The organism is Antarctobacter heliothermus (assembly GCF_002237555.1).
Classification (GTDB): domain Bacteria; phylum Pseudomonadota; class Alphaproteobacteria; order Rhodobacterales; family Rhodobacteraceae; genus Antarctobacter; species Antarctobacter heliothermus_B.
On sequence record NZ_CP022542.1, the window covers coordinates 42,861 to 68,063 of the forward strand.

Genomic DNA, 25,203 nt, shown 5'->3' on the forward strand with positions numbered 1-25,203 from the left:
TGCTCAGTTGCGTGTAGACAGCGTGCGTTCAGGTCGCGCGAGATGGCTTAAAATGTTGCGGCCAAGTTGAAGTGCCACCCGGTCTGCAAAGCAGGAATTTCACCAAGATTTCTGAGGGTCGCAAAGTCTGACAGGGTGGAGACCTCACACATCGCAGCCTTGGCTGGCGCTGAACTTCTTAACAGACCCGTCTTGATCCCGACGCCGCGCAACGCGCGGTGGTGAGAGGCCGTATTAACTTGACCACTGGATTTTCTCTGTGACCGTCTGCGCCGTTCGGTGCCGACGGAGCAAGTCTTGCCGCTCGCGCCCTGCCTGTCTTGGCATGGTCGTGGGTTGCTCCCTTGGATCACACAGGAGACGACAGCATGGGTCTATTCAACCACGAAGCTGCCAACCGCGCCCTCGATGCCTCGGATGCGCCCGTGCAGGACGCCATTCGAAAAATCTATCTTCAGGGGGCCGCAAGCAACGCGCCGGCGTACCAAGATCCGGATCTGACCATCATGCGTGTCTCGGACATGAAGTCGGATGCTTTGGGATATTTCGACCTGTGCTACGTTCAGGATGGCGAATACCGGGTTGAGATCGAGAGCCCGCAGGGCGACATTCTGTACAGTGCCGATAATGTCTTTGTGGGATCCCACCTGCGCACCCAAGAATTGGACGAGTACAACTCTACTGATCAGCTGCGGGATGACGTTTTCCTATCCTATCAAGAGGTGACTGGGCGCTACCCGGTACGGCCGGGGCAGAAAATCCTCATCTGTTCGACTGATATCCAGTACAAAGTGATGCCCGCTGAAGAAAGCGTGCCGCAACTGATGAGCGCGGGCGGAGTTAAATTCTGCCAGACCGGAACGCGTTATACCGACTTGGGTTGCTTCAAACATGCCGTCGCCCGGGGCGAGAGTTTTTCCGCTGGGACGATGGTGTTTGCCGGCGGTACGATTTTTTCTTTCGATGACGACGGCAACACGAACCTGCCAGGGCTGACCGGATGGCGCCGCGTGGTATCGCCGGAGAATGATGCGGATTTGGCTCAGGCGAAGGCCAAGACCGACCTTGTCTCTGTCACGCAACCGGTCAACCTCGATGTTGTCCCAGCGTTGGTGGCGGGCTCGAACACCTACGACAGCGTGAATGCAGGTCTTGCGGGCACTGCGGATGGCGATGCTTTCTTTGTGCCCACCGGACCTGGCCTGCAACTCTATCGCAACGATGCGGGGCAGGGGACTTTCGTTGGCTGGCAGGGGGAGATTATTTTTGACGATGTGACCGCCCTGAAAGCGGAGACCAAGGAATTCGCACCGGGCTTGGTGTTGCGTACGCGTCGGGAGGGCTACGCTTACACCGTTGCATCACCTTTGGTGACAGACCACCATCTGACCGTCGCGGGCAACAAGCTGTACGTCGTACCGACGAATGGAGTTTTTCCCGTCGACGCTCTTGGTGTGGTCGACAGCGGAGAGGATTGCGGCTCCGCTCTCGGAGCTCTGAGCGCTAGCGCGATTTCTGAGGATCTGCCAGTTCGTTTCGGCAGTGGTACCTATACGCTCGGAGGGGCGTTGAAGGATATCGAACTCGCCCGCGGGTCCTGCTTGCGCTGGATTGGCGAGCGTGGGGCGAAGTTGTACTTTACAAACAACATGGGGATTGGCGCAGCCGTGGCCTGCGAAACTATGCTCGCGGCTGAAGTAGCCCGCCATGACCGGTTCATCGAAGTTCTCGACAGCACCGGCATGGAGGTCGGAGATCTGCTGCATATTCATACGGATACGCGGGTCGAGACAGGCTGGAACTACGACAAGCAATGTGTGCGCCGCATTGCGCGGATAGAGGGTGCGACCTTGTTCCTAGACCAGCCGCTGGAATTTTTCTTTGCCACAGCGGTAGCCACCACGGTCACCTGTTACGAGCGTGCCTCCGCTCATATTAAGGGATTGCACATGGAGATGACCGCCGCAGTGCAACTGGACTTCCGCCGCCTGTGCGACAGTTCAATGCGAGACGGTAAGGTTAGTGGTCCCGCGCCGGGTTGGTCTCCAAACTTCTCCGATGGGGTTAAGACGGTGTCTTGCGATCGTTTCGTCTATGATGGCGTGGATCTGGAAAAGCTGCGTTACGCGCCAGTCATCACTACAGGATCGCGTCACGTACATGTCAAGAATTGCGTGGCCAAAGACGTACGCCACCTCGACGCAAGTGTATGGGCACAGGATATCCTTTTCGAAGACATCACGGGGATTTCCACTGATGGGATTATCCAGTGTCATCCCTGCATCCGGCCGGTGTTCCGCCGAGTATCCGATAGTGTGACACGCACAGGGCTCTACGGTATCGATTTGCGTGGCCTTGGCGAAGTTGTTGAGGATTGCGTGGTGCATCATGCAAACGCCGAAGTCTCAGGCAACACCAATGCACCGCTTTTGCTGCCGGAGTACGACGCGATGGCTGGTGAATTTACGCGGAGGATCACCCGCCTGCGCGCACCGCACACTAAAATTCGGGCTGGTAAAGAAGGCCGGTTCATCGTTGAACAAAGCGATGTCGGGGGGCTGGACGAAAGCCAGTACACCCTCGATCACCTGAAAATAATGGTTGATGACCTTACCCGTGCACGCGACCGTGAGGGGGCAGATTTTAGCCCAACGGAAAGCAACAATTTTGACGCAACGGTGATGCGGGGGCTGCGTGCCAATGTCCCGACGGTCCGGCAATACCGCACGCGGGTGGCTTTGTCCGAGATCAAGGCGATCAGCCAGGCGAATCCGGCCGAGGTCACGACGCTCTATCCGCATCGTCTGCGGACAGGTGACGAGGTTCTGCTATCAGACATCGAGGGCATGGTTGAGCTGAACGGAACAACCCGAGCAGTAACCGTGGTCAATGAATTCACAGTGATGTTGGACGGGGTAGACAGTACTGCATTCCAATCCTTCGGCAGTAGCGGCCAGCTGGCACTGGACATCCCCTACAACACCATCACCGGAATCGCGCAGACATCGCCGGCAGTGGTGACCTGCCCGGGGCATGGCTATCAGAATGGGGACGTTATCTGGATCGACGGTGTCGACGGGATGACCGACATCAATCGAATCTACTACGTTGTACAGTCGGCGGCACAAGATAGCTTTGCTCTTACGGGACTTGACGGAAAGGGTATCGAAGGAACGTCGTTGGAGGCATATGTGTCCGGCGGCATCGTGACCCTTCAGGAGGAGGTGGACACGATCGAGGCCGCGACCAAACCGCAATGCGGCATCGGCGACCAGTTACTGCTACGCTCGCGTATCTGGACGGGCAGTTCAAACGGGCAACGATTCTACCGATTTCCTGTCAAGTATCGGGCTTTCGGTGGTGGGAACATTGACCAGAAGACGCGGTGGGGGGTGCTTCGTGTGATCGCAACTTCAAATGTAGGACGGTCGATCGGTGAGTTCGCGTTTGACTATGATGTTTCCAGCGGGACGTTTACACTGCTCGACAACCACTCGCACATTCCGAACTCTCTCTGTGTTGTCAACGTACGCCATGCGCAACAGCACTTTATTGACCAAGTCTACCAGGAAGGGGCTTCGACGTGGACAGACCAAACAGGTGAGCGTCACTACCTGACGTTCGACATTGAGATCGATGTGAACCGCGACACGCGATACCTTTACGATGTCTTTGTGGAAATGGATGAGGTCCGTCACGGAAGTATCTGAAAGATTTATAAATAATACTGATCTACGTCAGATTTAAAGCCGTATGCAGCACTCGATGAGTGAAACATTCGGGCTTGCAATTTCATGCTGCGCCTGCAACGTCCGCTGTGTTGCAGGCGCAGCATTGGTGTGACTGTTCAGTAACAGCATCCCTGCCGTAGTCGATCTCTACGATTTTGAAGGAAAAAGATGAATTCAATGCACAACAACCAAGATCCCGATGTTGAAGCTATCATAAAAAACCATTTCAAATCATCCAAGGCGCTTCGCTTTCATTATTGGCCTAATTTTTCGTCGAGGAAGAGATCGCGTCTCGGAGTTTTTCCGTACCCACTAAAAAATCCATTCATCCCGTTAATTTTCGCAAAAACTGAAACGCAGATTTTGGCGCTGCCGAGCATATGGCGTGGAATTCGACTGGCAAGGCTTGGTCATATTGATGCATTACACATTCAGTACGAAAATGAAATACATAGACGAACAAGATTTGATCCAGATTTGCCCCCCGAAGACTTGGTAGATCGAACAATACAAGAGTTGGAGGATCTGAAGATAAAAGGGGTGGGGCTTGCATGGTCTATTCACGATGCGGAGAGCCATTACGATGAGTCCTATCCTCATCATATTGAGAAGCTCCGGAAATTTTTGGCGAATACAGTAGACATGATACATGTATTTAATCACGCTGGCAGGGCTTTCGCAGAAAACATGCTTGCCAGTGATCCCGATAAAATTGAGTTAGTGGAGCTGCCCACCTGTTTCGGAGCATATGGCCGTACTCCGAAGCCGACTCCTGCCCCAATTAAGAGGAGATTCCTTTGTTTTGGAACGATCTTGCCGATGAAAGGAATAGAGGGGTTTCTGGACTGTGTCGGGAGTGCCGACGTATCCGATAAATGTGGAGTTATTACAGTCGCGGGGCCGTTTTGGCCGGGGAAAAGCCCTGATCTGACCCAACACATTCCGGCCAACAGGGATGTAGAAATGAAACTTGGTTTTGTGGGCGATTCTGATATAGTGGACCTATTTTCCAATGCGGACTATGTTGTTGTCAATTATCGCCGCGTACTGACATCGGGTGTTGTGGCTCTGGCAATGACTATGGGAAAGCCAATTATTGGAACCAACCTTGGAGGAACAGCTGAGGCGGTTCCGATTGAAAATCACCAATTGCTATACGATCCCGAAAATCCAAGCGGGTTGCGACATGTTATAGAGAAAGCTTGTGAAATGAGTGAAGGTGAACATTTGGCCTTGCAGCATGCCTGTCAGGCTCATGCTGCAAGGCGTCATCCTAACATTCAGTCAAAAAAACTTGAAGCCGCCTTGCGAAAACATGGCGTTTTGTAATTTTATAGAATCCATCTGGTTCTTAATAAGTAAAGCGCATTTTCGTTGGACTTGTCTCATGAGCTTTATGGAGAAGGTAATTTCCATGAGGCGGGTAATGGGGAAGCCGGAACTGTGCAGAAACAAGGCCGAGAGAGCTAATGGTTGATATGAAAACACTGCGTCTCGTTTGGGGTTTCCTCGATCAGAATGAACGGAAGAACTTTTTTATTGTAGTGGCAGTTGTTTGTGTGGCGGGAATTGCTGCGGTTTCTATGGTTTTGTCGATCGTGCCTTTCCTTTCGGTGCTCGCGAATCCCGGAAAAATTCACGAAAGTAAATTTCTAAAATACGCTTACGATTATGGAGGGTTTGAAGGTGAATATAACTTCTTGATGGCGCTAGGTATTTCTTCAATTTGCGTGATAATATTGTCAAATATTATGCAGCTTCTGAAGGTATATGTGATCGGACGGTTCTCTGCGATGCGCAGTTACAGTCTTAGTTCTCGACTTCTTACAAGATATCTGCAGCAGCCTTATGTATTTTTTCTTGACCAGCATACTGGCGAGCTTGGAAAGCAGTTGCTATCAGAATGTCAGCAGGTTGTAGATCAGGCAATTAAACCTGCCATTGAGGGATTTGCTGCAATCGTTACCAGCACCATGATCGTTATTGTATTGCTATATATGGAGCCAATTATTTCCATTTCCGCTTTTCTTTCGATCGGAGCTGCGTATGGGGTCATTATTTTTTTCACGCGAAAAATTTCTCGGCGCTGGGGTAAGGTTCGTGTTGAGGCGAACGCTCAAAGATATCGGTTGGTTACCGAAGCAATGGCGGGGATTAAGGTTATTAAGGTTCTTGGACGTGAGCGATTTTATATGAATCTCTACTCAGATCCAGCGCAAAAAATGGCAAAGAGTCAATTAATTATTTCTGTCGCGTCTCAGTCGCCACAGTATGCGATTCACGCAATAATGTTTTCTGGCATAATTGTTCTATGCCTTGCCTTGCTCGTACGTGCCGGGTTAGACGGGCATGAGAGCTTGGCAGAGATAATACCAACAATTGGTTTGCTTGCTTTCTCTGGGCAACGTATCCTTCCAGAGCTTTCTACACTATTTAGAAGTATTACCCTACTAAGCTACGGTCGCTCTGCAGTGGAATCTATCCACGAAGACTATGCTCAAACGAAAGTGATATCACCGGTGCCGTGTCAATTCGTTGAGCCGCGGGGCCTCAAAAGTTTTTTTTCTTTCGATAGTGTTACGTTCGTGTACCCTAATGCTGACAAACCAAACTTGTTAGGTGTTAGTTTTTCAATTCAAAAAGGGGAGCGAATTGGAGTTGTTGGTTCCACGGGGTCAGGAAAGTCAACTCTCGCCAATATTGTTTTAGGTTTGATAGAACCAAGCCAAGGTGACGTGATAATAGATGGTGTAGTTCTTAAGCATGAAGATTTTCGTTCCTGGCGAGGATCGGTTGGCTATGTGCCGCAAGATATATTTTTAACAGATTTGACGGTTCGGGAAAATATCGCTTTTGGTTTGCCAATGGATCAGATCGACGAGAAGCTTGTCATTGAATCAGCCAAGATTGCTCGAATACACGATTTTATCCTTGATGAACTGGAGTGCGGATACGATACGGTTGTCGGGGAGCGCGGTATTCGCCTTTCTGGAGGCCAGAGGCAACGGATTGGTATTGCTCGAGCCCTCTACAGTCAGGCGGATCTTATCCTTTTCGATGAGGCGACTAGTGCATTGGACAACGCGACAGAAAAGGAAGTGATGCAGTCGATTGAGGCTCTGCCCGGAGACAAGACGCTGATCATGATCGCCCATCGTCTCAGCACCCTGCGCAATTGCGATCGGATCATGGTGCTCCGGCACGGTGAACTGATTGCTTTCGATTCTTGGGAGAACCTCGAGCGTGACTGTCCCGAGTTTCTGGCAATGAGTTCTTCGGCCAACGCTGCCTGACATCGGAGGCTCCCGTACATGACCCGACTGGCACTTGCTGCTCCCTCTTTCAACCGGTCATCAGAGACCTTTATTCGGGCGCACGCGCTCACCATCCTTCCCGCCGCCACGGTTCTGGTCTGCGAGAATGGAGCAGGTGCGGAAGCGCTTGGTATGCCGGTCCTTTCTAATGTCGACGCCTACTCCACGCCGCGCGGCTTTGCGGAGCGCTTGCGGAACGCCCTGCGGTTTCAGTGGAGCGTTCACGTGGAGCGGGCCTTGCGAGGGACTGAGGAACGGCGCATCCGGGCCTTCTTTGAACGGCAGAAAGTCACCCATTGTCTTGCGGAATTCGGTCCCATGGGCTGCAAGTTGATGCATGCCGCCAATAGGGCCGATGTTCGCCTTTTTGTCCACTTTCACGGTTACGATGCAACCCGTCTGCCCCGAGAGGCCGGTTGGCGACGGCACTACAACGCCCTGTTCCCGCAGGTCGCAGGTGTCATTGCCCCCTCCTGCTTTATCGCCGAGAGACTGGCAGAGATGGGCTGCCCTCGCGAAAAGCTCCATGTGTCGGCCTGCGGAATAGATCCGGGAAATTTCGAGGAAACTCATCGTGACGTAGGACAGGTCATCGCGATAGGACGCTTCGTCGAAAAAAAGGCCCCGCTGACCACGATCCTCGCCTTTGCGGTAGCTGCTCGAGATTTGCCCTCGGCGCATCTGAACATGATCGGTGACGGGCCGCTCCTTGCCGCTGCCCGGGCCTTGGTTGAAGAGCTGCATATTGGTGCCCAAGTGACTCTCCACGGGGCGTTGCCGCATGAGCAGGTCCGCGCGCTGCTTGGCCGTGCTGCTCTTTTTGTGCAACATTCGGTCACGGCACCCGACGGCGATACCGAAGGTCTTCCCGTGGCGATCCTCGAGGCGATGGCCTCAGGCATTCCGGTGGTCAGTACCCGGCATAGCGGTATTCCCGACGTGGTGCGCGACGGTGAGACGGGGATTTTGGTCGATGAACACGACCAAGACGCCATGGCCTGCGCCATTGAGGCGCTGTTGCGCGATCCAGACCGCGCTGCTTCGATGGGGCGGCTTGGTGCGCCCTGGGTCCGAAGGGAGTTTTCGCATGAGGCGACAGCCGTAAGGCTGCGCAGAATCATGGGGCTTTGACGATGTTTTTCCGCCCTCGCCACGAATTGGTTCCCGAAGTCTATGAGCGTCGGCCGTACTTGAAGCGGCTCTACGCTGGCGCGCGACAGGAAATTCGTCTTGCACTGCAGGGGCACCATCCCGAACCTGCGCACAAATTTATGATATTCGCTCAGGGGCGTACCGGATCAACCCTGCTGACCAGTACGCTAAACATGCATCCCGACATCCGCTGTGATGACGAAATCCTGATTGTGCCACGGGTCTTTCCATTGAAATTTGTGGAAAGGGCAGCCAGGGTCTCGCCGACATCTGCCTACGGGTTCCATGTCAAGATTACCCAACTGCATGCTTGGCAACGGCTGCACGACGTGGCGGGGTTCTTGGCGCACATGGAACGTCGTGGATGGACAATCATCTACCTCTGGCGCGACAATGCGCTGCGTCATGTGGTGTCGAATATCTTTGCCGAGACAGCCGGGACGTATCACATGGACGGCGGCGAAAAGACCCGACCGGAAAAGATCACCCTGCCGCTGCCGAGGTTGGAAAGAGAACTGAAGCTGCGCCTTAAGCTGCGCGAAGCAGAGCGCGCCGCGCTGCACGGTCGGGCGTTTCATGAGATCCAGTACGAACGCGATCTACAGCATCCCGAACGGCAAATCGAAACCTTTGCAACCTTGCAAACGGTGATCGGTGTTCCACAAGCCAACATCACGCCACGCCTGAAAAAGATGGTCGCTGCCCCGTTGGCGGATTTGATCGAAAATTTCGCCGAAGTCACCAGTTGGATCGCCGGGAAGCCGGAATACCAGCGGTACCTGGACGGGTGAGGAGAAAGCAGTGCAACCGACGACCGTCAGCATCATCATCCCGTGCTACAACAAACGTGCGTATGTCGCTGCCACGATCAAAAGCGCCTTGGCTCAGACCCATCCTTGCGAAGTCATCGTGGTCGATGACGGATCGACCGACGGCAGCCTGAACGAAATCAAACATTTCGACGGGCGCGTGGAATGGGTTACGGGGCCCAACCGGGGTGGGTGTGCTGCCCGCAATACCGGGGTGGAGATGGCGTCAGGCGAATTTCTGCAGTTTCTTGATGCTGACGATATCCTGCCCCCGGACAAGATTGCCCGCCAATTGGCGGCGCTGTCTAATGCGCCCGAAGGCAGTGTTGCCCTGTGCCCTTGGCGCATGCTGCACGATGACGGGCGCGTCGATCTCCCCGACCCGCGCCCCTATTGGAAAAGTTATGACAAGGGGATCAATTTCTTGTTGGACATGTGGATGCATGGCGGGTTCTTTCCGACGCATCCTTGGTTGGTTCCACGCGCACTAGCTGAGGCTAGCGGCCCTTGGAACACCGAACTGGCCGCCGATCAGGATGGGGAATACTTCGGACGCCTCCTGACCTTGTCCGGACCCGCGGTGTTCTGTTCCGACACCGTCGTACACTATCGAAGCCCGCCTGAAGGTGCGGTCAGTCGCGACAAGTCTCGCCGGGCCGGTGAAAGTCGCATTCAGGCTTTTGAGGTGGTTGCGGAAAGCATTCTTTCCCGCCGCAACGATCGCGCCGCGCGCCGGGCCTGCCTCAGCCGGATCCGCAAGACCGCCTATGCCCTGAGAGAATTCGACGACATGGTTGCGAAAGCTGCTGCTTGGGAAAAACGATTGTCTGTCTTCGATTTCAGTCCATCCCTGCCGCCTACGGCGAGGGGGTTGGTTGGCCTGTTGGGAATAAAACGCGGGCTGCAGGCCCGGGCATTGCTGAAAACCTGACCCAAACTCCTTCAAACTCCATACGGAAACTGCAACCGTGCTCCATTACTCCCGTCAGACCCTGACACTACAAATGCGGTGCCTGCGGTACGGTCGCCCTCAGGCAAATGTCTTCTGCGTGGGATTTCAGAAAACCGGCAGGACCCTATTGCGATACGCCTTGTCACTGATGGGCTATCGTGTGGCCGGCAACATGGATGCAAACACATACGATACACCTGAGGCTCTACGTTTGCCGCCGCCGCTGTGCGACATCTCTTCCGGTCACGGCTGGACGGAATTGTGCGGCTTCCTGTCCCCCCTGTGCCACGTCGGGAGTTTCCGAGACTCAACACAGCAGAGATACGGCCATAGCTGCAAAAGGAAACTCCAATGAACTACCGCCCCGACATTGACGGCCTGCGCACGATAGCCGTGGTCCCAGTGGTTCTGTTTCACGCCAACGTGGCCGGGTTCACCGGCGGGTTTGTCGGCGTGGACATCTTCTTCGTAATCTCGGGGTTCCTGATCACCACCATCATCCACCGCGAACTGGCCGAAGGGCGTTTCTCGATCCTGCGGTTTTACGAACGTCGTGCGCGGCGGATCCTGCCGGCGCTCTTTGCAGTGATCGTGGCCAGCCTGATCGCGGGCTGGTTCACCCTGGCGCCGGCTGATTACGATAAGATGGGCCAGTCGATCCTCTCGGCACTGCTGTTCGTGTCAAACATGTGGTTCTGGCGGAACTCGGGCGGGTATTTCGACGGTGCCACCGACTATCTGCCGATGCTGCACACCTGGAGCCTCGCGGTCGAAGAGCAGTTCTACATCTTTTTCCCGCTGCTGCTGATGCTGTTGCACAAGATAGGACGACGCCTGTTGCTGCCCGTCATCGTGCTGCTGGTAGCGGGGTCGCTGGTGGTGGCGATCTGGGCGACGCCGAGGATGCCCTCGGCCTCGTTCTACCTCTTGCCGACGCGGATCTGGGAGTTGGGGATCGGATCCTTGCTGGCGCTGGGGCTTCTGCCCGCCGCCGCGCCGAAAGCCCTGCGCGAGGGTGTGGGTGCCTTGGGGCTGGTCTTCCTTTATGACGGGTCCACCGAGTTCCCGGGGCTGGCCGCCCTACCGCCGGTTCTGGGGGCTGCGGCGCTGATCTGGGCAGGCACGGCGGGACCTGTGGCAGCCTCGCGTCTGCTGGCGCTGCGCCCGATGGTCTGGATCGGGCTGATTTCCTACTCGCTCTACTTGTGGCACTGGCCGATCATGGCCTTTCTGCGCAACCGGCTGTTCACGGTGGACCTAGAGCCGACGTGGCAAGTGGTAACCGTGCTGGCCTCTGTCGCGGCGGGCTGGATCAGCTGGCGCTTCATCGAGCGGCCCTTTCGCGTCCCGGTCCGTGCAGGCGGCATGGGGCAGGGGCGTATATTTGCGCTGTCGGGCGCAGGGATGGCGGTGCTGGGGGGGCTGGCCGCAGTGAGCGTCGTCACGCAGGGAGTGCCACAACGGTTCAGCGAAGATGAAATCAGGCTGACCCGATCCATATCTCGGTTTGAGCCAGCAGAAGTATGTTTTGGCGTGCGCGCCGCGAAACGCACATGCATCTTTGGCGATCCCAACGGCAAGGTAAGATGGGTTCTGTGGGGCGATTCACATGCCAAGTCCATTTTGCCTGCACTAGACACTCTTGCGGCGCGTGACGGCATCGGCCTGATGTTCATCTCCGCCCCGTCCTGCCCGCCAATACCCGGTGCGATGGAACTTAATCCAGATCCGCTTTCCAAACGCTGCGCAGCGCGGAGACATAGGGATCTTGCCCGAATCGAGGCGCTCGACAGTGTCGATACTATCTTTCTGGCCGCACGCTGGCCGCGATACGTGGAAGGTACGGAACTGCCTGTTGAACGGTCGGTAGAAAATGCAACAGCGATGTTCCTCTACGACGCGGAAACAGGCGAGCCCCACCAAGCGGACGTCACCCGGAATCCGGAGGTTGTCCTCGCTAGATTGACGGCCCTGCGTGACCGTCTTCTCAAACAGGACCGACGGATCCTGCTGTTAGGGACGGTGCCGGAAATACCTTGGAACGTCGCCGACAGGCTGAAGGCGTCGGTCCTGTTCGGCGCGCCTTTGCCCGCGCCCGTCGACTTTCGGGAGGTCGCAGAACGGCAGGTCAAAAGCGATGCTGTCCTTTCCGAAGTGGCACAGGTCGAGAACGTCTTTTATCTGCCCTTGGCGCGGGCAATGTGCGACACCAACTGTCCGACGCATACAAGCGAAGCCGCATTTTACCACGACAACAACCATCTGACACTGGAAGGTGCCCAACGCTTGGTTCTGCCAATACTGGAGCGGGCTTTGTCCGGCAGGCATACAGCTCTGGATAAGCCATGACAGACATCTCCGTCATAATCCCCGCCTTCCGCCCGTCCAGTTTCGATGCGCTGGCGCAATCCATGGCTGTCAACGCCAATGTCGATGCAGAATGGATCGTGGTCGACGATGCCTCCGGCCCCGATTACGATGCGGTCTTTGCCACGCTGCCCGAGGGCGTGCAGTTGATCCGGCAGCCGGAAAACCGTCGTCAGGGAGCGGCGCGCAATGCCGGGCTGGCGCGGGCGCAGGGGCAGTGGATCAAGTTCCTCGATGCCGATGATGAACTGGACAGCGGCCATTTGGCGGCGCTGTTCGCCGCGGTGGAACAGGGGCAGGACAAGGCGCTCCCCTTCGCCGCCACGAAACACGTCTTTGCCAATGGCACGACCCATGTGAACGACAGCTGGCGCGATCTACCAGTCGACAGCGCCGCTCAGTACCGCCGCCAAATGTTGCGGCCCTTCCTGCATCACTGCGGCGCGCTCTACCCGCGCGACTTGCTGGTCCGGCTGGGCGGCTATGACGAAAGCCTGATCACCGATGAGGACGGCGATCTGCTGTTGCGGATCCTGCACGAGGGCTATCACTTCACCCCCGTCGAAGGGGTACATTACCTCTATGTCCATCACGACGGTGGGCCGCGCGTCTCGGCGGATGACGACATTGCCAAGATGCAGTCCCGCGTCCGCGCCTGTGACAAGGTGGCGGAGCGGTTCGACGGACAGATACCGCCCGAGATTGCACGGGCACTGGCGCAGCGCATGGACAAGATCGCCATGACCTACTGGACCGCCTTTCCAGACGAGGCCAAGGCGCTGATCGCCCGCGCGCACCGCATATCGCCCGGTTATGCGCCGGACATGCGCGGCCCATTGCGCCTGCTGCGCGGGATCGGCGGCCCGGGCATGGTCTTTGCCGCACAGGGTCTGTACCGACGCCTCAAGGGGCGACCGAAAGGAGGGGCGCAGGGATGAAACTGCTCGCCATCAGCGAACACTACTATCCCCGCGTTGGCGGCACGGTGAACTATGTGCACGAAACGCTCTGCGCGCTGGCCGGTCTTGGCGTCGACGCAGAGCTGCTGGTGCCCGGTCCGGCGCCGGACGGCTGGCAACCTCAAGGCATGGCCGAACCGCCCTATACCGTCACATGGATCGACGCAGGCTATCCCGCCAAGGGCGATCCCAGCCGCGAACAGCGCTACGATTTCTGCCGCCAGGTCGACAGCCTGGCGCTGGAGCGGGCAAGCAAGGCCAATGGACCGGACGTGCTGCATGTGCTCTTTGGCCTCTTCGTGATGGAGGTCCTGGATACCGGGCGCCTGCGCGCGGCGGGTCTGCCCTGCTTCTCCACGGTGCACAACGTGCCGCCCATGGAATGCCGCCAGACCGCGCATAACGCGCCGCTGTTCGCCCGGATGAAGGAAGAGTTGCGGCTGAAGGCCGTGGGCCTGAAGAACCGCACCCGGCTGCGAAAGAACCGTTACGATTTGCACATCGTCCCGTCGGAACAGGTCAAAGGCTTCCTGGAACCGGTGGTCAAAGACCCGATCACGGCGATCGGTCACGGCCTGACATCTGACCTGCAAGCGCTGATGACGCCGCCCGCTACGCGCCTCCCCGAGGGACCGGTACGCTTGCTGACTGTCGGCGGCTACGCCCCCCACAAACGCCAGCACATCATCCCCGAGACCGCCACGCGCCTGCGGGACGCAGGTGTGGATTTCATCTGGGAAATCGCTGGCCCCTCTGGCCGGGTGCGAGGCTATTTTGACGATATCCGCGCCGATATCGCAGCCCGTGGGCTACAGGACAGCGTAATCGCGCACGCCTCCGTGCCGTTCCGCGATCTGGGCGCGCTTTATGACCGGGCAAACATCTACGTGCAGCCTTCGATCGAGGAAGGCTTCTGCCTGACCGCGCTGGATGCGGCCGCTGTCGGCCTGCCGGTGATCGGCTGCCGCGCCGGGGCGCTGCCCGAGATCATCGCCGCCTCTGGCGGTGCGCTGGTCCAAAGCGCGCCGAAACCGCTGGCCAGGGCGATCACCGATTTCGTACAGGGCAACCGCTGGCAGGATCCTGTCGCGCAGGCCGCGCGTGTGAAGGGCCAATTTTCCTGGACCCGGGCCGCTGCCGACCTGAAATCCCATTACGACAGGCTGACCGCATGACCGATCCTTTGCGCGTTCTCCTTCTGACCTCGAAACTGTCTCCCGCAGCGGGGGGGCTGGCGGTGTCCGTTCCCGGTCTGGCGCATAGCATCGACCCGCTGCCGGATATGGAAATGCACGTTGTCGGCACGCTGGATCCCGGCAATCCTGCCGCCGCGCAGGGCTGGGGTCCGCGCGTGCAGGGTTTTGACGTTAAAGGCCCGCTGGCCGGGCAATACGCCCCCGGAATGGCCCCGGCCATCGCCGCGTTGGTCCCTGACCTCGTGGATGTGCAGGGGATCTGGACCTATCCGTCCATGGCCAACCTGCGCCATGCGCGCAGGACGGGCACGCCCTATCTGGTTACGCCGCGGGGGATGCTTGACCCTTGGGCGCGGAAAAACTCTGCCTGGAAAAAGAAGATCGCCGGGGCGCTGTTCGAACAGGCGCACCTGAAAGGCGCGCTGGCCCTGCGCGCCACCGCCAAGATGGAGGCGCAGCATTTCCGCGACATGGGGCTGACAAATCCGATCGCGGTGGTGCCCAACGGGCTTAACCTGCCCGATCTGGCTCCGCGCACCGATGGCGCCTTGCGCAGCATCCTGTTCCTCAGCCGCATCCACCCCAAAAAGGGCGTCGATTTTCTGCTGCGATCCTGGGCTGCACTGCAGGCTGAGTTTCCCGGCTGGGAAATCGTCATCGCGGGCATTGATGAGAACGGTCACGAGGCCGAGTTGAAGGCACTGACCCAAAAGCTGTGCCTGCCCCGCGTTCGTTTTGTCGGTGAGGCACATGGCGCGGCCAAGGAGGCGCTGTACCGCGACGCCGATCTCTTTGTTCTGCCTACCTATGCCGAGAACTTCGGCCTTGTGGTGGCCGAGGCGCTGGCGCAGGAAACCCCGGTGATCACCACCCGCAACGCCCCTTGGCAGGGTCTGGAGGCTGAGGGCTGTGGCTGGTGGATCGCCCACGAACAGGACCGGCTGACGGACACCTTGCGCGCGGCCCTGTCCCGCCCGGCCGCTGATCTGGCCGCGATGGGCCGGCGCGGCCGCGCCTGGGTGCAGCGCGACTTTGCCATGACCCAGGTCGCCGACAAGATGCGCGAGGTCTATCTCTGGGCCTCGGGGCGGGGCCCGAAACCGGAGTGCGTACATGACTGACCCGGCCCAGCGGCTCGACCTGTTCGAGAACCCGGATTTTGACCGCGGCGCGTCAAAGCTGACTGAACTGGTCTGGATGATGGTGCAGGCTTGGCTGTTCGGTTCCTGGCTGCCGGGGTCCGGCTGGCGGGTGAAATTGCTGCGCGCCTTCGGAGCCAGCATCGGCCGGGGCGTGGTGATCAAGCCGCATGTGACGGTGAAATTCCCCTGGCGGCTGACGGTGGGCGATCACGTCTGGATCGGCGAGCGGGTCTGGATCGACAACCTCGCGCAGGTGACGCTGGAGGATCACGCCTGCCTATCGCAGGGCGCCTATCTGTGTACCGGCAGTCACGACTGGACCGACCCGCGCTTTACCCTGATCACCAAACCCATCACCGTGGGGCAGGGGGCCTGGGTCGGGGCGCAGGCGACCCTTGCCCCCGGCACGGTGCTGGAGGAGGGCGCAGTCCTGGCCATGGGCGCGGCAGGATCTGGCCGGTTGGCCGCCCGGACCATCCATCGCGCGGATGGCTCGACCCGGCCCCGCCTGAAGCAAGATGCCGACGCCACCCCGAAACCCGGTGGATAGGATCGGCGCTCCCGTCTACCATCCACCTGCTCTTTCACCCTGCCCATTTTGCGGCATCTAGCCCGGATCGGATCATCCCATGGTGTTTGGATACACGCCGCTGGACCCCCTTGTCGTGCTGATCGGAACAGCCATGGCCGCATGGTTCCTGAGCAAGAACCCGGTGCGCCTTATGGCCTACTTGCCGACGGCGCTGAGCCTGTATTTCTTCATTCCGACGGTCACCCTGCTGACGCTCTGGCAGACGGTCCCGATGCTGCTGACAGGACGCGCCTTGTTGTTGGGCAAGATGAAGGCCCCGAGCGTCGTAAAACCCATAGTTGCGGTGATCGGCATGGCCTTTGCCATTTCTGCAACCTTTGCCGTCCTCGCCGGAGATGACAGCACGCGCGCAGTGATCCGGGTGGTCTACTACTTGGGGATCTTTGCGCTGTTCTCCTTTTGCTATGAAATGGGGCGCAAGCCTGAAGGCCTTCAATTGTTGCTGAAGGGTCTGGTCGTCATGGGCATCATCTTTGCACTCTACGGGGTGTACCAAATATTGGCGACGCCATTGGGGCTGCCGGTCCGCGGCATTGTGCGAGGGACGCGTGGCGCGGATATCGCCTATGAATATGGGTTCGTCCGGGTGAACAGCCTCGCCAACGAGCCCAAGCGTCTGGGCTATGTCCTGTTTTGCGCAGCTCTCGCCTGCTTTGCCTTGGCCAAACTGGAATCCGAACGTGCAAGACGCCTGCGCACTGCCGGCTGGTTCATCCTGCTCATCTCTGTCTTCACCTTTGCAGGATCCTATTTCGCGACCATCGCGCTTTTTGGTTTGGCGGCTCTGCTGCTCTATCCATCAAAGGCCACGCGCTATGTTTTCGGATTGCTCGTGCTCTTCGGTTTCATCATCACGGTCTTTCCCGATACCGGCATCCTCGAAGCGGTCCAGTACGGCTATGAGCGTCGCGCGGCAGAGGTGGAAATCGGGCTGGACGGTGCATTTGTGTACCGGCAGGAATTCTATGCTTGGGATTACTTGGCAAACCACATCGGAACGAATGTCACCGGAGTGGGGCTGGGCCAGTATTTCATCACTCTGAACCGTGAATACGGGGTTGGTGTGGGCTACAATGAAGTGGGGGGCCTACAACCCCTGAACTCCAACTTCTTGGAGCTCCTCTTCGACTTTGGCGGGGGCGTGGCCGTTCTGTTTTACCTGATGATGATCGTTCTGATTTGGAAGCTGCGACAGGCAGGAGAGCGGTTTCTTTGCTTGGCGCTGCTTTTCGTCACGATACAAAGCCTGACCATTCTGACACTACACTGGATGGTTCTCTTTGCCGGTGTGGGGACGGCGCGCCTTTTCATGAAACGCGCTGCCGCCCCCCCAATCACTTAACGTCGTAATAGGCCTTCCCGTAGCCTGCATAGGCGCCGTATCGGTCGCCGTAGCCATAACGCTTCATGCCCGCCGCATCGATCTGGCTCAGGACAAGGCCGGTGACCGGCACGTTGACCGAGGCCAGCTGGCGGATCGATTCCCTGATTTGTTCGGCGCCAGTGCGGTTCCAGGCCACGGTAAAGAGCAGGGCGTCGGCGTGCTGACCCAGCACCCGGGCGTCGGGCACGACCAGGACGGGCGGTGTGTCGATGATGATATAATCGTAACTCTCGCGCAGCGACTGCACGAAGTCCCCAAAGGTTGCGGAGGAAAACACATCCGCCGCATTGGCGGTCGATTTTTCCCCGAACAGGACGTCGATGCCCATCCGTTCATCATGCACCACGACCTCTGGCAGCGTCTTGCGCCCCTCCAGGACGGTCAGAAGGCCGCCGATGTTCCGGCTCAGCTCGAAATACTCGAACAAGGTCTGGCGCCGGATATCTCCCTCGACCAGCAGAACGCGCTTGCCCAGCCCGGCAAAGTTCTGCGCCAATGACAGGGCGTTGGTGGTCTTGCCTTCGCCCGGCACCGCGGAGGTGGACAGGATGATCTGTGGCGGATTGTCGAGCGAGGACATCAGGATCGAGGTCCGCAGGTTGCGATAGGCCTCGACCGCCGCCGAGGTCGGATTCTCGATCAGGAAGGGGATCAGCTGCTTGCGGCTGCGAATTTTCAGGCGCGGAATCTGACCGATCACCGGCAAGCCCGATTTGCGCTCGAGGTCGGTGGAGGTGCGGAACCCGGCATGCAGATACTGACGGCCAAGGATGATCACCAGCCCCACCATAAAGCCCAGGATGCCCGACATCGCCAGAATGCGGGATTTCTGGGGAGACACATAAGAGCCGCCGCTGGCCTCGGACAGGACACGGCTGTCCGCCTGCTGAAGCCCCTGCTGTAGGGAGGTTTCCTTGAGGCGTGTCAGAAAGGTCTCGTAGAGGGTGCGGACGGATTCGACTTCGCGCTCGGCGCGCTGGACCTGCACAAGCTTGTCAAACTCCGTGCTGGCGTCGCGTTCCGTCGCAAGAAGCGAGGTTTCGAGAGACTGGATCTGCGCACGACTGCGCGTCACATCGTTTTCGACCGCTGCCAGACGCGTATCGGCCCTGGTCAGAAAGGTCTCGCGTGCCTCGCCCGACAAAGCCCCGCCAGACTGGTTCAACAGGCGGATGAGCAACGGGTCTTCAAAACTGTCGGCAATCTGACGCAGGTCGCCGCCTGCACGGATCTCACGCAGACGTGCCAGTTGGGCTTCGGTTGCCTCCAGATCGACCCGACTTCTGTCGACACGATCCCGCAGGTCCCGGACACGCTGGTTGAGCAGTTCGATGCCCTCCGGGCTGATCAGGTCCATGTCGGCCCGCATCTGCTTGATCTGGTCCTGACGTTCGACCACCTCGGCCTCCAGCTCGACCACACGTGCCGACAGCCATGAGGTGGCGTTCTCGGTGGCCTGAAACTTCACGTCGATCTGATCTGCGATATAGGCCCGCGCCAGGGCGTTCACGATCTGCGCCGATTTTCTTGGATCTTCGGTGACCACGCGCAGGTTGAAGATATAGGTGCCGTTCTGGATCGAGGCGGTTGCAGAGCGCCGCAGCGTGCCAATCGCCCGGTTGACCGATTCCTGGTTGTCGGGGTCTATTTCTCCGCGCGGCTCTATCCCCCGCACCACCTGCCGCAGGCGCGCCTTGATCCCCGCCATCGAATAGCGGGGCACCTCGCGCAGGGCGGTGTTGAATTCGGGATCCCGGTTCAGCTCCAACTCGCGGACGACCGCCTCCAAGATGCCACGCGACGTGATCACCACCAGTTCGGTGTTCATCGCGGTATAGTCCGTCGACACGCCAGAGATCACGCTTGACAGGTCCACCACCTGCTGGTTGCGGACCTGCAGCGCCAGAGAGGTGGTTGCCGCATATTTCGGAACGGCCACGAAATAGGCCTGATACCCGCCGATGATCAGCCCCACCAGCACACAGAACCCCAGCAGAAACTTTCCGCGCCATACACTTTTCGCAAGACCGATAAGGTCGATGGTGTCGTCTTCCTGCGCCCCGTCAGGAAAAGTCCCGGTATTGCTCATCGAAATTGCCTGCGCCTTCATGTTCATTTTAGTCTGACCCCATCACGGACCATGTCATAATCTTGCCTGCCCAATCATCTTGCCCAAATCCGGCGACAGGTAATCAATCGCGTCTGTACCAGAAAAATGGCTCTCCCTCAGTCCCTTTCGCATAGAACCGGACAGCATTCATCAGCATGTTGATCGCATCATAGAGCCTTGGCGGATCAGTGATAAGTCCACGATTGCTCATGATCAGGTTACTCAAAAAGAATGCTGAATCGCCGGGCGGTTCGTCATGGCGAGAGTTCCCACAGCGCCTGCTGCTTTTGGCCCGCGCAGTCGGCTGCGCAAGGCGTCAGGCAAGCGCATCGTAGTCGGATTTTGCCATCATTTCGGCCAGCTGTTCGACGCTGACTTTGGGCACCCAGCCCAGCTTTTCGCGCGCCTTGGTGGCGTCGCCGATCAGCAATTCGACCTCGGCGGGGCGGTAGAACTTGGGGTTCACCCGCATCACCAGCTTGCCGGACTTGCGACAGGTGGCGGTCTCGCCCTCACCGGTGCCGGACCATTCCAGATCCATGCCAAGCGCGGTCGCCGCATAGGTAAAGAAATCGCGGATCGTCGTCGTCACGCCGGTGGCCAACACATAATCGTCGGCCACGTCCTGCTGCGTCATCCGCCACATGCCCTCGACGTAATCACCGGCAAAACCCCAGTCGCGCTGCGCGTCCATATTGCCCAGTTCCACCGGATCACTGCCGCCATGGGCGATCCGCGCCAGGCCCAGCGTGATCTTGCGGGTGACGAATTCCTTGCCGCGCAGCGGGCTTTCGTGGTTGAACAGGATCCCCGAGGAGGCATGCATGCCAAAACTCTCGCGGTAGTTCATGGTGATGTAATGGCCGTAGACCTTGGCCACGCCGTAGGGCGAGCGCGGATGCAGCCGGGTGGTCTCGCGCTGCGGCACCTCTTGGACCAAGCCGAACATCTCCGAGGTCGAGGCCTGATAGAAATGGCACTCCGGCGTCAGCGTGCGCAGGCTGTCCAGAATGCGGACCACCGAAACGCCGTCCACTTCTGCCGTATAAACAGGCAATTCCCATGAGGCACCGACAAAACTTTGGGCGGCAAGGTTGTAGAACTCATCCGGTTCCACGTCCCTGATGGTGCGAAAGATCTTGTTGGGCTCGCCCAGATCGAACTCATGCAGGTGCACATCCGCGGTGACGCCGAGCGCGTCCAGACGGGTGGTTTCAACCTGGGAAATGCGCCGCACGCCGCCGTGCACCTCATAGCCCTTTTCCAGCAAAAGCTGGGCCAGATAGCTGCCATCCTGTCCCGTGACGCCTGTGATGAATGCTTTTTTCATGTTTTGGGATCCTTGCGGCGCAGATTGCAGGCTGCGTACTTGGCAGGGCCATGAAATGCAATGGTCTTGGGCGACAGACCCTGACGGGATCCTGACTGCCCTTGGCATGGTCCCGCCGGGGGCTGCGGGCGGTCCGCCTGCCCGATGAGATGCAGGGCAAGACGCGGGGCAGGGCAGATCGGCACCGGGCTGCCGGGACGCGCCAAAGGTATATTTTTGCACCTTGTAACGGTGTCGGACACCATGCAATACGTCGCCCCGATGACCCTTGAGAGGGGCCTGTTGAGAGGGGCTGTTGCCCTACCGCGGCCATCGCCGTCGCGGACACATCAGACAACCATGGACGGATCTGCCAACCACATGGACCAACCAGCCCTCACCGAAATTCAGTTCGATCCCGAAAACCTGCACTACGATCTGCGTGCCGAACAGCCATTTTGCTGTTTCAGCGGGCCGGGAAACAGTGCGATCCCGATCACGCTTTCGGTGGGCAAGGGTGCGCCGCTGGCCCTGTATGGCGATGAGCCGGAGCCGGTCAGGATCGGCGCACTGCTCCATGTCAACGAAGGCACCCCCGAAGAGCCGGTGCGTGGCGCGCTGATCGGCGAGTACCGCGCCGACAGCGATGCCTTCAGTGCGCAGAAGGGTCTGCACTATACCCGCAACATGGAAATCTACATCAGCCCCGAGGCCCCCGCCGAGCTGATCCTCGACATCGACTTGGTCAAGGAAACGCGGTTCTGGGGCGCCGAGATGGGCCACCGGCCGCTGACCATGATCGTGACCCAGCGCCGGGTGGCGATCCGGCCCGCGCAGCCCGACCCGCTGGACATGACAGAGGCGCTGATGCGCCTGCATGACTCCCGCGCCCGCGAGGCGCGCTACGAGGCGGTGATCTTTGCCCTGCTCAACCAACTGTCCAAACGCGACGGCTAAGCCGGGAGACGGCCCATGAAGATTTGCTACATCGGCCACGAATACCATCGCAAGACGGCCTCGACCAATTTCATGGCCGACCTGCTGGAGGCCGGGGCCACAGAGTTTCATCGCCGCGACACGCTGCCCGATCCGGCGACGCTGGCGGCCTTTGATCTCGATGCGCTGGCGGATGAAAACTATGACCTGATCTGCGTCTTCCAGATCGAGATGCTGGCCAAGGCGATCGCCGAACGGCGACTGACCAAACGGCTGGTCTTTGTGCCGATGTTCGACGGCGCGCGGATGCTGAGTGACGATTATTGGCAGACCATGGCGGCGCGCGACGACGTGCGGGTGATCAATTTCTCGTCCACGCTGCATCACCAGGTCGCCAGCCTTGGGGTCAATTCCTTCTTCTTTCGCTTCTATCCCCAGCCGGTGACGCATCCGACCTGGGACCGGCTGAAAAAACCACGCCCCCCCAAGGCGTTTTTCTGGCAGCGCACCGACCGGCCCAGCTGGGCCACGGTCAAGACGTTGGTCGAAGGCATGCCGGACCTGCCGTTCCACCTGCATCTGGCCGGCGATCCGTCGTTGCGCGCCGCCGTCGACGTCGAGACCGAACAGGCAGAGCGCCCGCTCACCGTGTCGACCTGGTTTGACAAGGCGTCGGACTATCGCCAGATCGTCGAGGGCTGCGATATCTACGTCGCCCCGCGGGAGTTCGAGGGCATCGGCATGTCCTTTCTCGAGGCGATGGCGGCGGGTAAATGTGTGATCGCCCCCGACAATCCCACGATGAACGAATACATCACCCACGGGATCAACGGGCTGCTCTATGATGTCGACACGCCCAAACCGCTGGACCTGACCCAGTATCTCAATATCGGCAAGCGCGCCTGGCGCAGCGTCCAGCACGGCCACCGCGAATGGCAGTGGGACATGAAGACCCGCCTGTCGGATCTGATGTTCAAGGACGATCTGGGCGATCCCGAACCCTACCGCGAACTGGGCGCCTATGTGCGCGCCGGTCTGGGACAAAGTCTGGGCCGGGGCTTTCCTGCGAAACGTGTCACCCGTGAGCCGCTGCCCAAGGTCACCGTGGCGGTGGTCTGCTACAACTCGGAAACCGAGATCGAAGAGACGCTGACCTCCATTTTTGCCCAGACCTATCGCAACATGGAAATTGTTGTGGTCGATGGCGCATCCAAGGATGGCACGGTCGAGATTCTGGAGCGCCACAAAACCCGCTTTGACGTCTATGTGTCAGAGCCCGACAAGGGCGTCTACGACGCGATGAACAAGGCTGCAAAGCTGGGCTCGGGCGATTACATCATCTTCATCAATGCCGGGGACTATTTCCACCTGCCCACCTCGCTGGAGGTGGCGATGCACAATGTCTTTGGCGGCCCCGGCGCCTGGCTGGGGCGGCGCAAACTGCCGGATTTTGTGATTGGCGATCACATCTACCGTCACGAAAGCGGCGTCTCGGCGCTGCACAAGGCGGCGGATTTCACCGATACCTGGGCGCAGTTGCAAAGTGGTGAGTTCAAACCCGGCTGGTGGGGCGGCATCCCGTGCCATCAGGCCACACTGACCCGGCGCGACCTGCTGGCCACTGTGGGTTATGACCTCAGCTTTGACATCACCGCCGACCATAATTTCATGTTCACCATGAAGGCGCGTGGCGCCAGCTTTGTGCATTGCCACACGGTGATTGCCACCTATGTCGGCGGCGGCATGTCGGCCAAGCGCACCCTGCAATGCATGCGCGAAAGCTTTCGCGTGGCCCGCACCAACACCGGGGCCTTCAAGGCGGTGGAAAAACTGTACCTGCAACTGTTCGGCGAACGCGCGATCCTGTCGGATCCCGAAAAACGCGAGAGCGAGGCCGAATTGCTGCGCCGCTCCGGTCTGTTCTACGAGGACTGGTATCGCGTCAATTTCATGGGGGCCGACAGCCCGTTTCAGGATCCGGTCCTGCACTACCTCGAAGTGGGCCATGCCCGGGGCGCCCGGCCCAACCCGTTCTTTGACGGGCAACACTATCTGTTGCGCAACACCGACGTGGCGGATGCGGGCATGAACCCCTTTGTGCATTACATCATCACCGGTCGCGATCAGACCCGCCCGACCTATGACTGGGACGGGAAAGACGCGGGTGAGGCGCTGAGCCGCTTCAAACGGCTGTATCCCTGGCACAGCGTCGATCTGGACGGGCTGGAACGTATTCTGGCCGCCACACCCAAAGAAAGGCTCTTGTCCGTCTTGCGGGACGTCTAGAGGGAGCATTGACACCTATGGCACGAAACAGGACGCTTTGGCCCGGTCGCATGGGGGTGCGCCGCCGGACCGAACACACCGCGCCGATGACCGGGGACTCATCCGGGGACGGCAATGACAAGGACACAGCAATGACCGCCAGCATCGCCTACAAGGGCAAGACCATCTACGAACTGCCCGCCTCGCGCAGCCCCGATATCCCTTCGGCCTTTTTCATGTCGGTGCACAAATCCGGCTCGACGCTGATGAACAACATGATCCGCGCCGCCTGCCAGATGCTGGACTATGAATTTGTCGACATCCAGTCGCATTTCTTCAACACCGGCGTGTCCGACAGCGACATCCCGGCGGAAACCAGCGAGATCTTCAAACCCAAGGGCTATGTCTATTCGGGGTTCCGCTATTTCCCCAACCAGTACGACATCCCCTGCCTGAACGACTGCCCGCTGATCGTGCTGGTGCGTGACCCGCGCGACGCGGTCGTGTCGCAGTATTTCTCGCTGTCGCAAAGCCACCCGATGCCGGGCAAGGATGCCGACGACAAGCTGTTCAAGCACATGGAAGAACAGCGCAAGGCGACGCTGGGATCGGACATCAACGAATTCGCCCTGCGCGAGGTCGGTAGCTTTGTCAAAAAGCTGGAAACCTATTCCGAGATCCTCAAGACCCACCCCAAGGCCCGCCTCTTTCAGTACGAAGAGATCATCTACATGAAAAAGAAATGGCTCATGTCGATGCTGAACTTCCTCGAATGGAAGATGAAGCCGGGCCAGCCGATGAACCTTGCCAACCGGTTCAACGTGGTGCCCAAGGCCGAGGACGCCTCCAAGCACATCCGCCAGGTGCACCCGCAGAACTACATGACCAAGCTCAGCCCGGAAACGATTGCCGAGATCAACAAGACCTACGCCTCCACACTGCTGCGCTACAACTACATCTGAGCCGTGGTCCCGAAAGGAAGTTC

At 58.7% G+C, this 25,203-nt stretch carries 17 protein-coding genes; 15 read left to right on the plus strand and 2 right to left on the minus strand.

Annotated elements, in window-relative coordinates; all coding sequences use genetic code 11:
* Positions 1–368 precede the first annotated feature (368 nt).
* The 12 genes from ANTHELSMS3_RS24585 (at position 369) to ANTHELSMS3_RS24640 (ending at position 17,556) form a co-directional block, all read left to right on the plus strand.
* Positions 369–3,710: a ubiquitin-activating E1 FCCH domain-containing protein gene (locus tag ANTHELSMS3_RS24585; protein WP_157733655.1), complete on the plus strand. Its 3,342-nt coding sequence runs from the start codon at positions 369–371 to the stop codon at positions 3,708–3,710.
* Between the two features lie 198 nt (positions 3,711–3,908).
* The gene (locus ANTHELSMS3_RS24590; RefSeq protein ID WP_157733656.1) at positions 3,909–5,060 is read left to right on the plus strand and encodes a glycosyltransferase; all 1,152 of its coding nucleotides are present in this window, start codon (positions 3,909–3,911) and stop codon (positions 5,058–5,060) included.
* A 140-nt stretch (positions 5,061–5,200) separates the two neighbouring features.
* Positions 5,201–7,024, plus strand: a complete 1,824-nt coding sequence (locus ANTHELSMS3_RS24595) for an ABC transporter ATP-binding protein (protein WP_094037655.1) — start codon at positions 5,201–5,203, stop codon at positions 7,022–7,024.
* Positions 7,025–7,177: 153 nt separating this feature from the next.
* Positions 7,178–8,176 carry a glycosyltransferase gene (locus tag ANTHELSMS3_RS26565; RefSeq protein ID WP_368074452.1) on the plus strand — a complete coding sequence of 333 codons (999 nt, stop codon included), beginning with the start codon at positions 7,178–7,180 and terminating at the stop codon, positions 8,174–8,176.
* Between the two features lie 140 nt (positions 8,177–8,316).
* On the plus strand, positions 8,317–8,988 hold the full coding sequence (locus tag ANTHELSMS3_RS24605) for a hypothetical protein (protein WP_157733657.1): 672 nt from the start codon (positions 8,317–8,319) through the stop codon (positions 8,986–8,988).
* A gap of 10 nt (positions 8,989–8,998) precedes the next feature.
* The gene (locus ANTHELSMS3_RS24610) at positions 8,999–9,937 is read left to right on the plus strand and encodes a glycosyltransferase family A protein (RefSeq protein WP_157733658.1); all 939 of its coding nucleotides are present in this window, start codon (positions 8,999–9,001) and stop codon (positions 9,935–9,937) included.
* Between the two features lie 372 nt (positions 9,938–10,309).
* Positions 10,310–12,307: an acyltransferase family protein gene (locus ANTHELSMS3_RS24615; protein ID WP_094037659.1), complete on the plus strand. Its 1,998-nt coding sequence runs from the start codon at positions 10,310–10,312 to the stop codon at positions 12,305–12,307.
* Entirely contained in the window at positions 12,304–13,263 is a 960-nt protein-coding gene (locus ANTHELSMS3_RS24620) for a glycosyltransferase family 2 protein (RefSeq protein WP_094037660.1), read from the plus strand. The genes ANTHELSMS3_RS24615 and ANTHELSMS3_RS24620 overlap by 4 nt, the downstream gene beginning before the upstream one ends.
* Positions 13,260–14,459, plus strand: coding sequence for a glycosyltransferase family 4 protein (locus tag ANTHELSMS3_RS24625; protein WP_094037661.1), 1,200 nt, complete (start codon positions 13,260–13,262; stop codon positions 14,457–14,459). The genes ANTHELSMS3_RS24620 and ANTHELSMS3_RS24625 overlap by 4 nt, the downstream gene beginning before the upstream one ends.
* Positions 14,456–15,601 carry a glycosyltransferase gene (locus ANTHELSMS3_RS24630; protein WP_198319979.1) on the plus strand — a complete coding sequence of 382 codons (1,146 nt, stop codon included), beginning with the start codon at positions 14,456–14,458 and terminating at the stop codon, positions 15,599–15,601. The genes ANTHELSMS3_RS24625 and ANTHELSMS3_RS24630 overlap by 4 nt, the downstream gene beginning before the upstream one ends.
* The gene (locus ANTHELSMS3_RS24635) at positions 15,594–16,172 is read left to right on the plus strand and encodes a WcaF family extracellular polysaccharide biosynthesis acetyltransferase (RefSeq protein ID WP_094037662.1); all 579 of its coding nucleotides are present in this window, start codon (positions 15,594–15,596) and stop codon (positions 16,170–16,172) included. Before ANTHELSMS3_RS24630 ends, ANTHELSMS3_RS24635 begins: the two co-directional genes overlap by 8 nt.
* A gap of 79 nt (positions 16,173–16,251) precedes the next feature.
* Entirely contained in the window at positions 16,252–17,556 is a 1,305-nt protein-coding gene (locus ANTHELSMS3_RS24640; RefSeq protein WP_094037663.1) for a hypothetical protein, read from the plus strand.
* Here ANTHELSMS3_RS24640 and ANTHELSMS3_RS24645 read toward each other — a convergent pair.
* Positions 17,549–19,687: a polysaccharide biosynthesis tyrosine autokinase gene (locus ANTHELSMS3_RS24645; RefSeq protein ID WP_198319980.1), complete on the minus strand. Its 2,139-nt coding sequence runs from the start codon at positions 19,685–19,687 to the stop codon at positions 17,549–17,551. The genes ANTHELSMS3_RS24640 and ANTHELSMS3_RS24645 overlap by 8 nt on opposite strands.
* Positions 19,688–20,024: 337 nt before the next feature.
* The gene (gene gmd, locus ANTHELSMS3_RS24650; RefSeq protein WP_094037665.1) at positions 20,025–21,038 is read right to left on the minus strand and encodes a GDP-mannose 4,6-dehydratase; all 1,014 of its coding nucleotides are present in this window, start codon (positions 21,036–21,038) and stop codon (positions 20,025–20,027) included.
* A gap of 339 nt (positions 21,039–21,377) precedes the next feature.
* Between gmd and ANTHELSMS3_RS24655 the strand changes: the two genes are divergently transcribed.
* The 3 genes from ANTHELSMS3_RS24655 to ANTHELSMS3_RS24665 are packed head-to-tail and all read left to right on the plus strand — an operon-like array spanning position 21,378 to position 25,180.
* A complete protein-coding gene (locus tag ANTHELSMS3_RS24655) occupies positions 21,378–21,974 on the plus strand; it encodes a hypothetical protein (protein WP_094037666.1) in 597 nt (198 codons plus the stop codon).
* Positions 21,975–21,989: 15 nt separating this feature from the next.
* Positions 21,990–24,239, plus strand: a complete 2,250-nt coding sequence (locus tag ANTHELSMS3_RS24660; protein ID WP_094037667.1) for a glycosyltransferase — start codon at positions 21,990–21,992, stop codon at positions 24,237–24,239.
* A gap of 17 nt (positions 24,240–24,256) precedes the next feature.
* Positions 24,257–25,180: a sulfotransferase domain-containing protein gene (locus ANTHELSMS3_RS24665; protein WP_094037668.1), complete on the plus strand. Its 924-nt coding sequence runs from the start codon at positions 24,257–24,259 to the stop codon at positions 25,178–25,180.
* Positions 25,181–25,203: the final 23 nt, after the last annotated feature.

What these genes read in the sequence shown, in the direction of transcription:
- ANTHELSMS3_RS24585 (WP_157733655.1), top strand. Translation starts at nt 369, where the DNA reads ATGGGTCTATTCAACCACGAAGCTGCCAACCGCGCCCTCGATGCCTCG.
- ANTHELSMS3_RS24590 (WP_157733656.1), top strand. Translation starts at nt 3,909, where the DNA reads ATGCACAACAACCAAGATCCCGATGTTGAAGCTATCATAAAAAACCAT.
- ANTHELSMS3_RS24595 (WP_094037655.1), top strand. Translation starts at nt 5,201, where the DNA reads ATGGTTGATATGAAAACACTGCGTCTCGTTTGGGGTTTCCTCGATCAG.
- ANTHELSMS3_RS26565 (WP_368074452.1), top strand. Translation starts at nt 7,178, where the DNA reads ATGCCGGTCCTTTCTAATGTCGACGCCTACTCCACGCCGCGCGGCTTT.
- ANTHELSMS3_RS24605 (WP_157733657.1), top strand. Translation starts at nt 8,317, where the DNA reads ATGATATTCGCTCAGGGGCGTACCGGATCAACCCTGCTGACCAGTACG.
- ANTHELSMS3_RS24615 (WP_094037659.1), top strand. Translation starts at nt 10,310, where the DNA reads ATGAACTACCGCCCCGACATTGACGGCCTGCGCACGATAGCCGTGGTC.
- ANTHELSMS3_RS24620 (WP_094037660.1), top strand. Translation starts at nt 12,304, where the DNA reads ATGACAGACATCTCCGTCATAATCCCCGCCTTCCGCCCGTCCAGTTTC.
- ANTHELSMS3_RS24625 (WP_094037661.1), top strand. Translation starts at nt 13,260, where the DNA reads ATGAAACTGCTCGCCATCAGCGAACACTACTATCCCCGCGTTGGCGGC.
- ANTHELSMS3_RS24630 (WP_198319979.1), top strand. Translation starts at nt 14,456, where the DNA reads ATGACCGATCCTTTGCGCGTTCTCCTTCTGACCTCGAAACTGTCTCCC.
- ANTHELSMS3_RS24635 (WP_094037662.1), top strand. Translation starts at nt 15,594, where the DNA reads ATGACTGACCCGGCCCAGCGGCTCGACCTGTTCGAGAACCCGGATTTT.
- ANTHELSMS3_RS24640 (WP_094037663.1), top strand. Translation starts at nt 16,252, where the DNA reads ATGGTGTTTGGATACACGCCGCTGGACCCCCTTGTCGTGCTGATCGGA.
- ANTHELSMS3_RS24645 (WP_198319980.1), bottom strand. Translation starts at nt 19,687, where the DNA reads ATGAGCAATACCGGGACTTTTCCTGACGGGGCGCAGGAAGACGACACC.
- gmd (WP_094037665.1), bottom strand. Translation starts at nt 21,038, where the DNA reads ATGAAAAAAGCATTCATCACAGGCGTCACGGGACAGGATGGCAGCTAT.
- ANTHELSMS3_RS24655 (WP_094037666.1), top strand. Translation starts at nt 21,378, where the DNA reads ATGGACGGATCTGCCAACCACATGGACCAACCAGCCCTCACCGAAATT.
- ANTHELSMS3_RS24660 (WP_094037667.1), top strand. Translation starts at nt 21,990, where the DNA reads ATGAAGATTTGCTACATCGGCCACGAATACCATCGCAAGACGGCCTCG.
- ANTHELSMS3_RS24665 (WP_094037668.1), top strand. Translation starts at nt 24,257, where the DNA reads ATGGCACGAAACAGGACGCTTTGGCCCGGTCGCATGGGGGTGCGCCGC.